We start from the raw sequence: 14,070 nt of genomic DNA, 5'->3' as shown, positions 1-14,070 counted from the left end.
GACCATGGCTGGCTTGCCTAGGCACGCCTCTTTTCACGGACAACACACAGGAGACAGTACGAGCATGAATGCCACTTCGCTGAAGCACCCATCGTCGTCACACCGCAAGACCTGGCTGAGCCTGACCGCTGGACTCTTGCTGTGCGCCCAGGCCCTGGCCGACATCAATGTCGGCGTTACTGTCTCGGCCACCGGGCCGGCCGCTTCCCTGGGCATCCCGGAGAAGAACACCTTGAGCCTGATGCCCACCAGCATCGCCGGCCAGAAGGTCAACTACATCGTGCTCGACGATGCCTCCGACACCACCTCGGCCGTGGCCAATACGCGCAAGCTGATCACCGAGCACAAGGTCGATGTCGTGATCGGCTCGACCACCAGCCCCAATTCCCTGGCCATGATCGACGCCGTGGTCGAGGGCGCCACGCCCATGATTTCCATGGCGGCCTCCAACCGCATCGTCGACCCGGTGGACGCCAAGAAGCGCTGGGTCTTCAAGACCCCGCAGAACGACATCATGATGGCCCTGGCCATCGCCCAGCACATGGCTTCGGCAGGCGTGAAGACCGTGGGCTTCATCGGCTTTGCCGATGCTTATGGCGAGGGCTGGTTCCAGGAGTTCAGCAAGATCGCCGAGCTCAAGGGCCTGAAGCTGGTCGCGTCCGAACGCTACAACCGCACGGACACCTCGGTCACTGGCCAGGTGCTCAAGCTGGTGGCGGCCAAGCCCGATGCGGTGCTGATCGCGGGCTCCGGCACGCCGGCCGTGCTGCCGCAAAAGTCGCTGCGTGAGCGAGGCTATGCCGGCAAGTACTATCAAACTCATGGCGTGGCCAACAACGACTTTTTGCGTGTCGGCGGCAAGGATGTGGAAGGCACCTTCCTGCCCAGCGGCGGCGTGCTGGTGGTGAGTCAGCTGCCGGCCGATCATCCGGTCAAGAAGAGCGCGCAAGACTATGTGAACAAGTACGAGGCTGCTTTCGGCAAGGGCACGGTCTCGACCTTCGGCGGCCATGCTTGGGACGCCGGTCTGCTGCTGCAGGCGGCCTTGCCGGTGGCGCTGAAAAAAGCGCAGCCGGGCACGCCGGCTTTCCGCGCCGCTCTGCGCGATGCGTTGGAGGGCGTGAAGGAACTGCCCGGCGCACATGGCGTGTTCAATATGTCGCCGACCGATCACCTGGGCCTGGACCAGCGGGCGCGGGTGATGGTGAAGATCGATAAAGGGACTTGGCTCTACCAGCCCTGAGCTTGAGGTTTTTCTACTGCGCGGCTGCCATGCTGCGTTGACCGGCGCTGCAGGATCCTCACGGACAGGATGTACGTTCCGGTCCTTTCGCTTCGGTCGCCTTGCCTGACAGCCGCTCGCGACGAAAAACCCCGTCAAGCTTTCCGCCAGATACAGTATTTTTTGAGTCAGGGGCCCGATCGGGCCCCTTTTGAAATCCATCCAAAGAAACACAAACGCCATGAGCGCCACCCCTCCCATTCTTCAAAGCCTGATTGCCAACCGCTGGATCGGCAGCCAGGCGGCCCGTGCTCTGCACAGCGCGGTCAACGGCCGGCCGGTGGCGCTGACCCATGCGGATGAGATCGACTTTGCCGAGAGTCTGAGCTATGCGCGGGGCCAGGCCTTGCCCGCCTTGCTGGCCCTGGACTTCCAGCAGCGCGCCGCCCGCCTCAAGGCCTTGGCCAATTACCTGATGGAGCGCAAGGAGGGGCTGTACGCCATTTCCGCCCACACCGGCGGCACGCGCAGCGACAACTGGATCGACATCGAAGGCGGCATCGGCACCTTGTTCGCTTACGCCAGCATCGGCCGGCGTGAGCTGCCGTCCAGCAACGTCTTCCATGAGGGCCCGGCCATCCCGCTGAGCAAGGAAGGGCAGTTCATTGGCTCCCACATCCTGGTGCCCAAACGTGGCGTGGCAGTGCACATCAATGCCTTCAACTTCCCCATGTGGGGCATGTTGGAGAAGTTCGCGCCCAGTTTCCTGGCGGGCATGCCTTGCATCGTCAAGCCGGCCACCGCCACATCCTTCGTGGCCGAGGCCTGTGTGCGTTTGATCCATGAAAGTGGCCTGCTGCCGGCCGGCAGCTTGCAGCTGATCGTGGGCGGCTCGGGCGATTTGCTGGACCGCCTGGAAGAGACCGATATGGTCACCTTCACCGGCTCGGCCGATACCGCCGCCATGCTGCGCGTCAACAAGAACCTGATTGCGCGCTCGATCCCCTTCAACGGCGAGGCGGACAGCCTGAACTGCGCCATCCTGGCGCCCGATGTGGAGGTGGGCGACCCTGAGTTCGAGCTTTTCGTGAAAGAGGTGGCGCGCGAGATGACGGCCAAGACGGGCCAGAAATGCACCGCCATCCGCCGCGCCATCGTGCCCGCACGCCACATCGATGCGGTGGCCGAGGCCCTGCGTGCGCGCCTGGCCAAGATCAAGATCGGTGACCCGGCCGTGGAGGGCGTGCGCATGGGCGCCCTGGCCTCCAAGGCTCAGCAGGCCGATGTGGCCGAGCGCGTGGCCTTGTTGAGCGCCGGCAATGAAGTCGTGTTCGGCGCCAAAGACGGCTTTGCGCCGGTGGGCGAGGGCGTCGGCGAGGGTGCCTTCTTCGCGCCCACCTTGCTGCTTTGCCGCGATGCCTTTGCCAACGAGCAGGTCCACAACCTGGAGGCCTTCGGCCCGGTGTCCACCTTGATGCCTTATCAGGAACTGGACGAGGCCCTGAGCCTGGCCGCCAAGGGTCGCGGCAGCCTGGTCGGCTCGGTAGTCACCAAGACGCCGGCGATTGCCGCGCAGGCGGTCTATCACGCCGCGGCCTTCCACGGCCGCCTGCTGGTGCTGGACCGCGACGCCGCCAAGGAATCCACTGGCCACGGCTCACCCTTGCCTCAGCTCAAGCATGGCGGCCCCGGCCGCGCCGGCGGTGGCGAGGAATTGGGCGGCATCCGCTCGGTCAAACACTATCTGCAGCGCTGCGCGGTGCAGGGCAGCCCGACCATGCTGAGCGCCATCACTGGCGAGTACCAGCGCGGAGGCCGCGTGCAGGAGGATGCCGTCCATCCCTTCCGCAAGTATTTCGAAGAGATCCAGGTCGGCGATTCCCTGCTGACCCACCGCCGCACCGTCAGCGAGGCCGACATCGTCAATTTCGGTGGCGTCTCGGGCGATTACTTCTACATGCACTTCGACGAAGTGGCGGCCAAGGACACGCAGTTCGGCCAGCGCATTGCCCATGGCTACTTCGTGCTGTCGGCGGCGGCCGGCCTCTTTGTGTCGCCGGCGCCTGGCCCGGTGCTGGCCAACTATGGCCTCGACACCTTGCGCTTTGTGAACCCGGTGGCGATCGGTGACACCATCCAGGCTCGCCTCACTTGCAAACGCCGCATCGACCGCGGCAATCGCCCGGACCAGCCGCCGCAAGGCGTGGTGGCCTGGGATGTGCAGGTGATGAACCAGCGTGGCGAGTTGGTGGCCAGTTATGACATCCTGACCCTGGTGGCCAAGAAGGCGGCTTGAGCGTCCACTGCTGACAAGCCCGGGCCGGCGCCGTGATACCGTGGCGGCCATGAACACGCATTTGCAAGCCGCTCAGAGCGCGGTGTTGAACGAAGAAGACACCTGGGTGCAGAGTGATCTGCTGTGGCGTGATGAGCGCTGGACGGCCCAGGTGGTCAAGAACGAAGACGACGAAGGCTGGGCCGTGGCCATGACCTTGGCCGGCGAGGCCGAGCCGGCCCTGGTCGGTCCTTGGACCATGGGCCGGGACAAGAAAAACCCCAAGCCTTTGTCGGCACCGGCTTTTCACACATTGGTGAAGACAGCCTCCGAAGTGCTTCGTCGCCATGAGCAACAGCTCCATGCCCAGTTGCACAAGAGCTTGAAGGTGGATACCGAGCAGGGGCGCATCCAGGTGCTGCTGGACATCGTGCCCGATGAAGACAACCCGTATGCCACGCTGACCGCTCGCAATGCCGATGGCGACACCCTGGCCCAGCTCAAAGTCGATGCCGGCTTTCGCTTGACGGAAAGCTCGGCGCTGGCCTGGGTGGCCAAGGACTTTCTGCGGCCCTGAGGGGCAGCTGATTTGGTGTACGGGTGAGCAGCGAGAGCTGCCCGGTCACTTTTCCTTGGTCGCGGCTGCGTTCAAGTCGGCGCGGCGAGCGCCGGTGAAGCGCTTGGCCCAGTAGGCTTCACGCATGTCTTCCACCCGCACGGCGCCGCCGACGCGCGGTGAATGGATGAACTTGCCTTCGCCCACATAGATGCCCACGTGGGAGAAGGTGCGCTTCATGGTGTTGAAGAACACCAGATCGCCGGGCTTGAGCTCGGTCTTGTTGATGGGCAGCAGGCTGGACAGCCGCGCCTGTTCGTCGGCGCGGTGCGGCAGCACCATGCCCACGCTGAGTTCGAAAATGTGGCGGGTGAAGCCGCTGCAGTCAAAGCCGCTTTCGACCGATTTGCCACCGCGCGTGTAACGCACGCCCAAGAAGTTCATGGCCGAGAGCACCAGGCCGGAGGCCGTGTCGCGCACTTGATTCAACAAGCTGTTCGATTCGGCTTGGGCCAGCAAGCCGCGTTCCTGCAGGAAGCGGCTGACGGGATCGTTGGCTGTGGCCGCGGGCAAAGTGCTGGCGGAGGCCGCGGCCAGGGGCGCGGTGGCTGCCACGGTGCCGCCCGCGGCTGACGTGCCTGGTGACGTCAACAACTGGCTTTGACCCCAAGCCCCGGTGACCATGCCGGGCGGCGGCAAAGCCTGAGCCCGTGCGTCCCCGGACAGACCCACAGTCGCACAAACAGCCATCGCACAAACGGCCAGCGCACAGACGGCGCGTCCGGTCGGAGCGACAGTGGCGGCAGGGATGTGGCGGCTTGCGTCGAGCATGGTGTTCGGCGCGGAGCTTATGGGGGGGCTGTTGCGGGTGTCAAGCAAAGTGGCGGGCGACCGAGGGAAATCCCGGCGCAGATAGCAGTGAAGGCGGAAAAGCAGGCCCCAAACGGCTCGAGAGCCTAGGGCTAACCCTTAATTGGAACACAGATGCTCGCACAGTCTGTGGCAGCGCCGATTGCTTTGCGGCAAGGTTTCACGGCCTGCGCCCGTCTGCGGCGCCGCATGCGCCGCTGGAGGCGCTGTGGCCTGTCGCAAACCCGCGGGCATGCTCGATTTTCAAGGGGCACAATCCGCGCGTTCCCGCCGGGTCTGATCCGGGCTGCGGCGGCCATTTGCACACGTTCGGAGCTCCCTTTATGAAGCAAGCCCCCTGGTTGGCCGGCGCTGTTGCGCTGCTGCTGACCGCCTCCCTCTGGAATGGCGCCCACGCCGCCAGCCTGCCGGGCCCGGCCTTTCCGCAATTCCAATCGGCCGCTCAAGTCAAAACAGCCTGTGCCAGTGGCTTGGCCGCCGCCAAGAAGCGCCTGGCGGCCCTGGAACGCCGCAAGCTCGACACAGGCTGGCTGGCTGCGTTCGACGACTACTACGCGCTGCAGGAAGATGTGCAGTACCCAATCGAGTTCGTGCTCAATGTGCACCCGGACAAGGCGGTGCGCGAAGCGGCCCAGGCCTGCGCCATGGTTTGGTCCGAGTACAACACTGCTTTCGGTCAGAACGAGAAGATCTACCGCGCACTGAAGAGCGTCCCCACGCCCACGGCCCTGGACCGCGAATTGCAGCGCGTCAGTCTGGGCAGCTTTGAAGATGCCGGTGTGGCCTTGCCGCCCGCCAAGCGCAAACAGGCCAGGACCTTGTTGATGCGACTGGCCGAGTTGGATCAAAAGTTCAGCCAGAACCTGCGTGATGCTGGCGTCAAGGTGAGCTTCAGCGAGGCCGAAATGAAGGGCGTGCCCGAGGGCGTCTGGTCCAAGGCGCCGCGCGACGAGCAAGGGCGCATCGTGTTGGGCGTCGATTACCCGAGCTCGGGCCCGGTGATACAGATGGCCGAGGACCCGGCCGCGCGCGAGCGCATGTGGCGAGCCAAGAACAGCGAAGGTGGCGATGCCAATCTGAAGCTGCTGGACGAGATCACGCAAGCGCGCCAGGACTTCGCCAAGCTCTTCGGCTACAACAATTTTGTGGATTTCAATCTCCGCCGCCGCATGGCCAAGGATTCGGCCACGGCCTGGAAGTTCCTCAATGAGGTGAAGCGCCAGGTCAGCGAGCGTGAAGTCGCCGATATGGCCCAGCTTCGCGCCGCTAAGGCCGAGCACCTGGGCACGCCGCTGGAAGCCACCCAGCTGCAGGCCTGGGACAGCGCCTTCTACAGCGAGCGCCTGCGTCAGAGCCAGTTCTCGGTTGACCAGGAGGCCTTTCGCGAGTATTTCCCGGCTCAGGAAAGCCTGCAGTTCGCCATGCGCGTGATCGAGCGCTTGATGGGAGTCAAGTACACCCGCGTGCCGGCCGAACTCTGGCACCCGGAGGCACAGGCCTATGCCGTCAGCGATGCCGCCAGCGGCAAGGCCTTGGCCACGCTTTATGTGGACCTGTTCCCGCGCGAGGCCAAGTACAACCACGCGGCGGTCTGGCCGCTACGCTCTAGCGCCACCCGCATCGACCGCACGCCCACGGCCGCCTTGGTGGTCAACTTCAACCGCAAAGGCCTGACCCTGGGTGAAATGGAGACGCTGCTGCATGAGCTCGGCCACGCCGTGCACAACAACCTGTCCAACACCCACTACGCCCTGCAAGGCGGCACCAGTGTGATGATGGACTTTGTCGAAGCCCCCTCGCAGATGCTGGAAGACTGGGTCTACGACAAAAAGGTGCTCCAGTTGATGGCTGAGGTCTGCCCCAGCTGCAAGCCTGTACCCGATGCGCTGGTGGACAAGGCCGTGGCCGCCAAGGAATTCGGCAAGGGCTCGCAGTACGGCCGTCAGCACCTGTTCGCCAGCTATGACCTGGCACTGCACGGGCCCGAACACCAGCAGCCTCTGGTCCTGTGGGCCAAGATGCAGGGTGCGACGCCCCAGGGCTATGTGGAAGGCAGCAAGTTCCCGGCCGGCTTTGCCCATGTGGCAGGCGGTTATGGGGCCGGTTACTACGGCTATCTGTGGAGCCTGGTGGTGGCCATGGACTTGCGAACCGCCTTCGCGGCCGACAAGCTGAGCCCGGAGACCGGCCTGCGCTACCGCAACAGCGTGCTCGGGCAAGGAGGGCAGAAGCCGGCGCCTGAGCTGGTGCGCGACTTTCTTCAACGTGACAGCAATGCCAAGGCCTTCGCCGACTACCTGAGCCGCTGATCATCGCCGCAATTGCGGCCACCTTGCGCCATGCCTACCCGTAACTCTTTCATGGAGTTACGGGTTTTTTCATTTGCTTGCAGCTCAGGGTAATTGTTACGTCGACGGTCATATGAAACCCGCACAATGCCGCCCATCGGGACCTTACGCCCGCGGGCATCTCACCGCTCAGATGACAGGTTTGGCGGTGTTTTTGAAAAATCTGTGACAACCGGAGTTCTCGTCTTGAGCTACCACACGGCGCGTGCCATCTTTGTGTCTGGCCTCCTGCTGCTGCCCGCACTGGCAGCCCAGGCTCTCAGCTTTGCTGTCAACGAAGGCGTCAGCTACCGGGTGCCCTTGAGCGAGATTCGCGCCCGCTACGAGGGCATCGCAGGAGACCTCAGCAAGCTCCTGCGTCAGCCTGTCACCATCGAGCCGGTCGGCGACTACCCCTCGCTGCGCCAAGGCCTGGCCGAAAAGCGCTGGGAGCTGGCCTTGGTCCATCCGGCTCATATCTCGATCGCTGCCATCCGCGACCAGGGCTACAGCCTGGTGGCCGTCACCAAGGGTTTCACCGGCTACAAGGCCAGCTTTCTGGTTCGCGCCGACAGCACCTTGAAATCGCTGGCCGAGCTCAAGGGTCTGCGCCTCGGCGCTCCTGACGAGGATTCCATCACTTCCATGATGGTGCGAGCCACCTTGCGTGACAACGGCATGACACCCAAGCAGTTGGAGATCACTTACACACGCTACCAAGACGCCGTGCCCTTCTTTGTCGAGAACCGCCTGACCCATGCCGGCGCCACGGCGTCCAATGCCCTGGTCAAGGAATGGCAGGAGAAGGGCGGCAAGGTGCTGATGGCCTCCAAGCCTGTGCCCATCAAGCACATCATTGCCAGCCCACAGCTCAGTGCGGAGCAGCTTGAGAAGGTGCGCACCTATTTCCTGGCCCTGGACAGCAGCGAGGATGGCCGCAAGAAGCTGGAGCCCACCAAATGGAAGGGCTTCGAAGCCTACGACCAGGCGGCACTGCTGAAACTTGGTGTTTGGCTGGATGTGAAATGACATCTTGCGCTGCGACACTGCGGCGTGAAGCTTTCTGGTCCTGGATCTGAACGAGATGCAACGATGAGCCAAGATTCCCTGTTTGAAATGCTGCGTCAGAGTTCGCCCGAGGCCGCCGCCTTGCGCGCGCCGAGCCGGCCGGCCCTGAGCCACGGTCAGCTGACCCAGCTCGTGGCCGACACGGTCGCTTGCCTCAATGGCCTGGGCTTGGGGCGCAATGACCGGGTCGCTCTGGTTCTGAACAATGGCCCGGAGATGGCCGCCTGTTTCCTCGCCTGCGCCTGCGGTGTGGCCAGCGCACCGCTGAATCCGGCCTATCGTGCCGACGAATTCGAGTTCTATCTCGGCGACCTGCAAGCGCGGGCCTTGATCGTCGAGCGCGGCAGTGAGTCGCCTGCGGTCGCGGTGGCGCTCAAGCTCGGCGTTCGCATTTTGGAGTTGGTGGTGGAGGCGGGTGCGCCGGCTGGGCAGTTCAGCCTGCAGGAGGCTGGCTCTTCTGCCGCGCCCGCAGCTGTGGCATGCCTGCTCCGGGGCGGCTATGCCCAGGCCGATGACATCTCCATGGTGCTGCACACCTCGGGCACGACCTCGCGGCCCAAAATCGTGCCGCTGTCGCAGCGCAATCTCTGCGCCTCGGCGCGCAATATCCGCCAGAGCTTGCAGTTCCAGCCCAGCGACTGCGGCCTGAACATCATGCCGCTGTTCCACATCCACGGTTTGATCGCCGGGGTGCTGGCGCCGCTGTCGGCCGGCTCCCAGGTCTTCTGCACGCCGGGCTTCAATGCGCTGAAATTCTTTGCCTGGATGGATGAGGCGGCGCCGAGCTGGTACACGGCCGTGCCGACCATGCATCAGGCGATTCTGAGCCGGGCCAGCAAGAACGCCGAGGTGATCGCCCGCCACCCGCTGCGTTTCATGCGCTCCTCGTCCTCATCGATGCCGCCGCAGGTGATCGCCGAGTTGGAGCAGGTCTTCGGCGCGCCCTTGATCGAGGCCTATGGCATGACCGAGGCGACCCATCAGATGTGCTGCAACCCCTTGCCGCCGGCCACCCGCAAACCGGGCACGGTGGGCGTGGCTGCCGGCCCCGAGGTGGCCATCATGAATGCGGTCGGCCAGATTCTTTCGAACGGTGAAACCGGCGAGATCGTCATTCGCGGCGCCAATGTGACGGCAGGCTATCAGAGCAATCCCGGCGCCAATGCCGAGGCGTTCAGTCACGGCTGGTTCCGCACCGGTGACCAAGGTGTCATGGATGGAGAGGGTTATGTCTCCATCACCGGCCGGCTCAAGGAGATCATCAACCGGGGCGGCGAGAAGATCAGCCCGCGCGAAGTGGACGAGGCCTTGATGGACCATGCCGCCGTGGCGCAGGTGGTGTGCTTTGGCATGCCGCATGCCAAGCTGGGCGAGGACGTCGCCGCTGTCGTGGTCTTGCGCGAAGGCGCTGCGGCCAGCGAGCGCGAGCTGCAGGACTTTGTGAGCCAGCGCCTGGCTGACTTCAAGGTGCCGCGCAAGATCCTGTTCATGGATGAAATTCCCAAGGGGGCGACGGGCAAGTTGCAGCGCATCGGGCTGGCGCAGAAGCTCGGCCTGGTTTGAGCTTGCAGCTCAGCACACAGTCATTGCAATCAGCGAAAGAGGGAGAGTGGGTCATGGGAGTGCGTGTGAACAAGAACAACAAACCCTTCTGGCTTGCCGCCTTGTTGGGCCTGGCGGCCTGGCAGGCGCAGGCGGCGGGCTGGGTTCCGACCAAGCCGATCGAATTCATCGTGCCGGCCGGCACCGGCGGCGGTGCCGATCAAATGGCCCGCTTCATCCAGGGCATGGTCGGCAAGCATCAGCTGAGCCCGCAACCGGTGGTGGTCGTCAACAAGGCCGGCGGCGCCGGTGCCGAAGGCTTTCTTGACGTCAAGGGCGACAAGGCCAATCCGCACAAGCTTGTCATTACTTTGTCCAATTTGTTCACCACGCCCATGGCCACAGGTGTGCCTTTCAATTGGCGTGACCTGACCCCGGTCAGCATGATGGCTTTGGATCAGTTCGTGCTCTGGGTCAATGAAGACGCGCCTTACAAGACCGCCAAGGACTACTTCAATGCGGTCAAGACTCAGAACGTCAACAGCTTCAAGATGGGCGGTACGGGCTCCAAGCAGGAGGACCAGATCATCACGGTGATGCTGGAGAAGTCCACCGGCAAGAAGATGATCTACATCCCCTACAAGGGCGGTGGCGATGTGGCGGTTCAGTTGGTGGGCAAGCATGTCGACTCGACGGTCAACAACCCCATCGAGGCCGAGTCGCACTGGCGGGCCGGCAAGCTGCGGCCGCTGTGCGTGTTCGACGAGCAGCGCATGCCCTACCCGGAAAAGGTCACCGCGACGCAAAGCTGGGCCGATCTGCCGACCTGCACCTCTCAAGGCATTCCGGTCAGCTATCTGATGTTGCGCGGCATTTTCATGCCTCCGGGCGTCAGCGCCGAGCAGACCGCCTTTTACCAGGAGCTGCTGGCCAAGGTGCGCGCTCTGCCCGAGTGGAAGGACTTCATGGCCAAGGGCGCCTTCAAGCAGAGCGCTTTGCAGGGCCCGGAGTTTGTCGATTGGCTGGGCAAGAACGAGCAGTTGCACCGGGTGCTGATGAAGGAAGCGGGCTTCATGGCGCAGTGAGCCGGGAGTCCATCTCGACTGGGAGGCGAGGTGATGCAGGAAGAACAAGAAATGCAGAACGAGGTGGCGCCGGGGGCCTGGCAGCTGCGTTGGGTGGAGCTGGGCGTGGCCCTGTTTCTGCTCATTGTGGCGGGGCTGGTGGTCAAGGACAGCCTGAGGCTGGGCATCGGGTGGGCCGATGACGGGCCGCGCTCAGGTTACTTCCCCTTTCGCATCGGCGTCGCTCTCGCGGGCTGTTCGGCCTGGCTGCTGATCCAGCAGCTCTTGCGCTGGCCCCGCTTGCGCAGCTTGGTGTTTGCCGAGCGCGGGCAGCTGCGCGATGTGGCGGCCGTGCTGCTGCCCACCGCGGTGTTTGTCGCTGCCATCCCGTGGCTGGGTATGTATCTGGCGGCCAGCTTGCTGATCGCCTGGTTCATGTGGCGCAACGGTGGCTATCGCTGGCCCTGGCTTGTCGGTCTGCCGGTGGCTGTGAGTGTCAGCCTGTTCCTGCTGTTCGAGCGTGCCTTCACCCAGCCCCTGCCCAAGGGGCCGATCGAACACTGGCTGGGCTTCTGAGATGGATGATTTTTCCAATCTGCTGCACGGCTTTTCGGTCGCCGCCACCGTGCCCAATCTGGGCTATATGTTGGTGGGCATCCTGCTGGGGGTCTTGATCGGCGTGCTGCCGGGCTTGGGCGGCGCCAATGGCGTGGCCATCCTGCTGCCACTGACCTTCACCATGGACCCCACCACCGGCATCATCATGCTGTCCTGCATTTACTGGGGGGCTTTGTTCGGTGGGGCCATCACGTCCATCTTGTTCAATATCCCCGGTGAGCCCTGGTCGGTGGCCACCACCTTTGACGGCTACCCCTTGGCCCAGCGCGGCCAGGCGGCGCAGGCGCTGACGGCGGCCTTCACCTCGTCCTTTGTGGGCGCCATGTTCGCCACGCTGCTGATCACCTTTCTCGCGCCCTTGCTGGCCCACTTTGCCCTGCGCTTCGGTCCGGCCGAGTTGTTTGCGGTGCAACTGCTGACCTTCTGCAGCTTTGTGGGCATGAGCCAGGAGGCGCCGGTCAAGACCCTCATTGCCATGTTGCTGGGCTTTGCCCTGGCCGCCGTGGGCATGGATGACATGACCGGCCAGTTGCGCATGACCTATGGCTTCACCGATATGCTCAAGGGCTTCGATTTTCTGATCGCGGTGATTGGCCTCTTCGGTATCGGTGAAATCTTGCTGACCATGGAAGAGGGCCTGGCCTTCAAGGGCCAGAGCGCCCGCATCAGCCCGCGTGTGGTCTGGCAGACCTGGGTACAGCTGCTGCGCCACTGGAAGACCTTTTTGCGTTCCATGGCCATCGGCTGCTGGATGGGCATCACGCCGGGTGGCGCCACGCCCGCTTCATTCATGAGTTATGGCGTGGCGCGGCGCATGGCCAAGAACCCCGAGGGCTTTGGCAAGGGCGAGCTGGCCGGTGTGGTGGCACCCGAGACGGCCGCCCATGCGGCCGGCACCTCGGCCTTGTTGCCCATGCTGACCCTGGGCATTCCAGGCTCGCCCACGGCTGCCGTGCTGTTGGGTGGCCTGGTGATCTGGGGCCTGCAGCCGGGGCCCATGCTTTTCGCTGAGCACAAGGATTTCGTCTGGGGTCTGATCGCCAGCATGTACCTGGCCAATATCGTCGGCCTGATCGTGGTGTTGACGACCGTGCCTTTCTGGGCCGCTATCCTGCGCGTGCCCTTTGCCATCATCGCGCCCGTCATCATCGTCACCTGCGCCATCGGCGCCTACACCGTGCATGGCTCCATGTTTGATGTCTACCTGATGCTGGGCTTCGGCGTGCTGGGCTATTTGTTCAAGAAGCTCAAATACCCAATGGCGCCGCTGGTGCTGGCCCTGGTGCTGGGCGACAAGGCCGAGGCCAACTTCCGCCAGTCCATGCTGCTCTCGCAGGGCGAGCTCAGCATTTTTTGGTCCAATGGCCTGGTCGGTGGCATCACGGGCTTGGCTTTGCTGATGCTGCTTTGGCCGCTGTTCGATGTGGCCAAGCGCTGGGCCCGCGGTCCAGCTGCAGATGCACAACAAGAGGTGAAGGCCGTATGAGCGGTATGAGGGCAGGCGCATGAAGTTCGCCATCGTGGGTGCAGGCGCCATCGGCGGCCTGCTCGGGGTGCGTCTGGCCGCGGCCGGTGAGCAGGTTTGCTTCATCGCCCGCAACAAGAACCTGGCCGCCATTCAGACCCAGGGCTTCACCCTGATCGAGGAAGACGGTCGCGAGCTGGCGCAGCCGGCCGGCCCGAACCTGCGCGCGGTGCAGCGCATGGCCGAAGCCGGCGTGCAGGATGTCGTGCTGTTGACCGTCAAGGCGCATCAGCTGGTCGATCTGCTGCCCGAGTTGCCGGCCCTGATCGGCCCGCAGACCTTGATCGTCAGCATGATCAACGGCCTGCCCTGGTGGTACTTCCAGGGCCTGGCCGGCCCGCATGAGGGCCGCGTGCTGGAGTCGGTGGACCCGGGCGGCGCCATCGCCGCCACGCTGCCCGCGGCCCAGGTGATCGGCAGCATCGTCTACCCGGCGGCGCAGCTGGAAGCGCCCGGGCGCGTGCGCCTGATCGAGGGCAATCGCTTCAGCCTGGGTGAGCTCGACGGCCAGCGCAGCGAACGCATCGAGGCCTTGTCACAAGCGCTGATGCGGGCCGGCTTCAAGGCGCCGGTGGCCAAGGACATCCGCGCCGAGCTTTGGGTCAAGCTCTGGGGCAATCTGAGCTTCAACCCGATTTCGGCCTTGAGCCACGCCACGCTGGAAGACATCTGCCGTTTCCCGCTCAGCCGCGAGCTGGCCGCACGCATGATGGGCGAGGCCCAGCAGGTGGGCGAGAAGCTGGGCGTGCAGTTCAAGATCTCGCTGGACAAACGCATCGCCGGCGCCGAGGCCGTGGGCGCCCACAAGACTTCGATGCTGCAGGATGTGGAGGCCGGCCGGGCGCTGGAGCTGGAAGCCTTGCTCGGCGCCGTCGTCGAGCTGGCCCGTATCACCGAGACCGTGACGCCCAATCTCGACGCCATCTATGCGGTGACCAGCCTGCTTGCGAAGACATTGCAGGCGAAGCGGGGCGCGCTTGTGATCCGGCATCTTTGAGTTTGA

The 14,070-nt window shown here is 64.1% G+C and carries 11 protein-coding genes; 10 read left to right on the top strand and 1 reads right to left on the bottom strand.

Annotated features, from left to right (window positions below):
• Positions 1 to 64: 64 nt before the first annotated feature.
• From LNV23_RS09510 to LNV23_RS09500, 3 genes are all read left to right on the top strand, one after another.
• Positions 65 to 1,243: an ABC transporter substrate-binding protein gene (locus tag LNV23_RS09510; protein ID WP_263562772.1), complete on the top strand. Its 1,179-nt coding sequence runs from the start codon at positions 65 to 67 to the stop codon at positions 1,241 to 1,243.
• A 220-nt stretch (positions 1,244 to 1,463) separates the two neighbouring features.
• Positions 1,464 to 3,518, top strand: coding sequence for a phenylacetic acid degradation bifunctional protein PaaZ (paaZ, locus tag LNV23_RS09505; RefSeq protein WP_263562771.1), 2,055 nt, complete (start codon positions 1,464 to 1,466; stop codon positions 3,516 to 3,518).
• Between the two features lie 49 nt (positions 3,519 to 3,567).
• The gene (locus LNV23_RS09500; protein ID WP_263519651.1) at positions 3,568 to 4,074 is read left to right on the top strand and encodes a hypothetical protein; all 507 of its coding nucleotides are present in this window, start codon (positions 3,568 to 3,570) and stop codon (positions 4,072 to 4,074) included.
• 45 nt (positions 4,075 to 4,119) lie between these two features.
• On the opposite strand, the gene LNV23_RS09495 is transcribed toward LNV23_RS09500, so the two are convergent.
• The gene (locus LNV23_RS09495) at positions 4,120 to 4,884 is read right to left on the bottom strand and encodes a C40 family peptidase (RefSeq protein WP_318023221.1); all 765 of its coding nucleotides are present in this window, start codon (positions 4,882 to 4,884) and stop codon (positions 4,120 to 4,122) included.
• Between the two features lie 362 nt (positions 4,885 to 5,246).
• Here LNV23_RS09495 and LNV23_RS09490 point away from each other — a divergent pair, with 362 nt between their 5' ends.
• From LNV23_RS09490 to LNV23_RS09460, 7 genes are all read left to right on the top strand, one after another.
• Positions 5,247 to 7,232 carry a M3 family metallopeptidase gene (locus LNV23_RS09490; RefSeq protein WP_263562770.1) on the top strand — a complete coding sequence of 662 codons (1,986 nt, stop codon included), beginning with the start codon at positions 5,247 to 5,249 and terminating at the stop codon, positions 7,230 to 7,232.
• A 225-nt stretch (positions 7,233 to 7,457) separates the two neighbouring features.
• On the top strand, positions 7,458 to 8,279 hold the full coding sequence (locus LNV23_RS09485) for a phosphate/phosphite/phosphonate ABC transporter substrate-binding protein (protein ID WP_263562769.1): 822 nt from the start codon (positions 7,458 to 7,460) through the stop codon (positions 8,277 to 8,279).
• A 63-nt stretch (positions 8,280 to 8,342) separates the two neighbouring features.
• Complete coding sequence (locus LNV23_RS09480; RefSeq protein ID WP_263562768.1) at positions 8,343 to 9,881, top strand: acyl--CoA ligase; 1,539 nt, start codon at positions 8,343 to 8,345, stop codon at positions 9,879 to 9,881.
• A 53-nt stretch (positions 9,882 to 9,934) separates the two neighbouring features.
• Positions 9,935 to 10,945, top strand: a complete 1,011-nt coding sequence (locus tag LNV23_RS09475; RefSeq protein WP_263562767.1) for a Bug family tripartite tricarboxylate transporter substrate binding protein — start codon at positions 9,935 to 9,937, stop codon at positions 10,943 to 10,945.
• Positions 10,946 to 10,978: 33 nt separating this feature from the next.
• Positions 10,979 to 11,500 (top strand): tripartite tricarboxylate transporter TctB family protein, encoded by a 522-nt coding sequence (locus LNV23_RS09470; RefSeq protein WP_263562766.1) that lies wholly within the window; start codon positions 10,979 to 10,981, stop codon positions 11,498 to 11,500.
• Between the two features lies 1 nt (position 11,501).
• Complete coding sequence (locus LNV23_RS09465; protein WP_263562765.1) at positions 11,502 to 13,028, top strand: tripartite tricarboxylate transporter permease; 1,527 nt, start codon at positions 11,502 to 11,504, stop codon at positions 13,026 to 13,028.
• A 19-nt stretch (positions 13,029 to 13,047) separates the two neighbouring features.
• The gene (locus tag LNV23_RS09460) at positions 13,048 to 14,064 is read left to right on the top strand and encodes a 2-dehydropantoate 2-reductase (protein ID WP_263562764.1); all 1,017 of its coding nucleotides are present in this window, start codon (positions 13,048 to 13,050) and stop codon (positions 14,062 to 14,064) included.
• Positions 14,065 to 14,070: the final 6 nt, after the last annotated feature.

Origin of the sequence: Kinneretia sp. DJ1R-11, assembly GCF_025717595.1 — a bacterium.
Lineage (GTDB): Bacteria > Pseudomonadota > Gammaproteobacteria > Burkholderiales > Burkholderiaceae_C > Paucibacter_A.
Note: the sequence above shows the minus strand (reverse complement) of the source record. Positions and strands in the feature narration are given on the sequence as shown.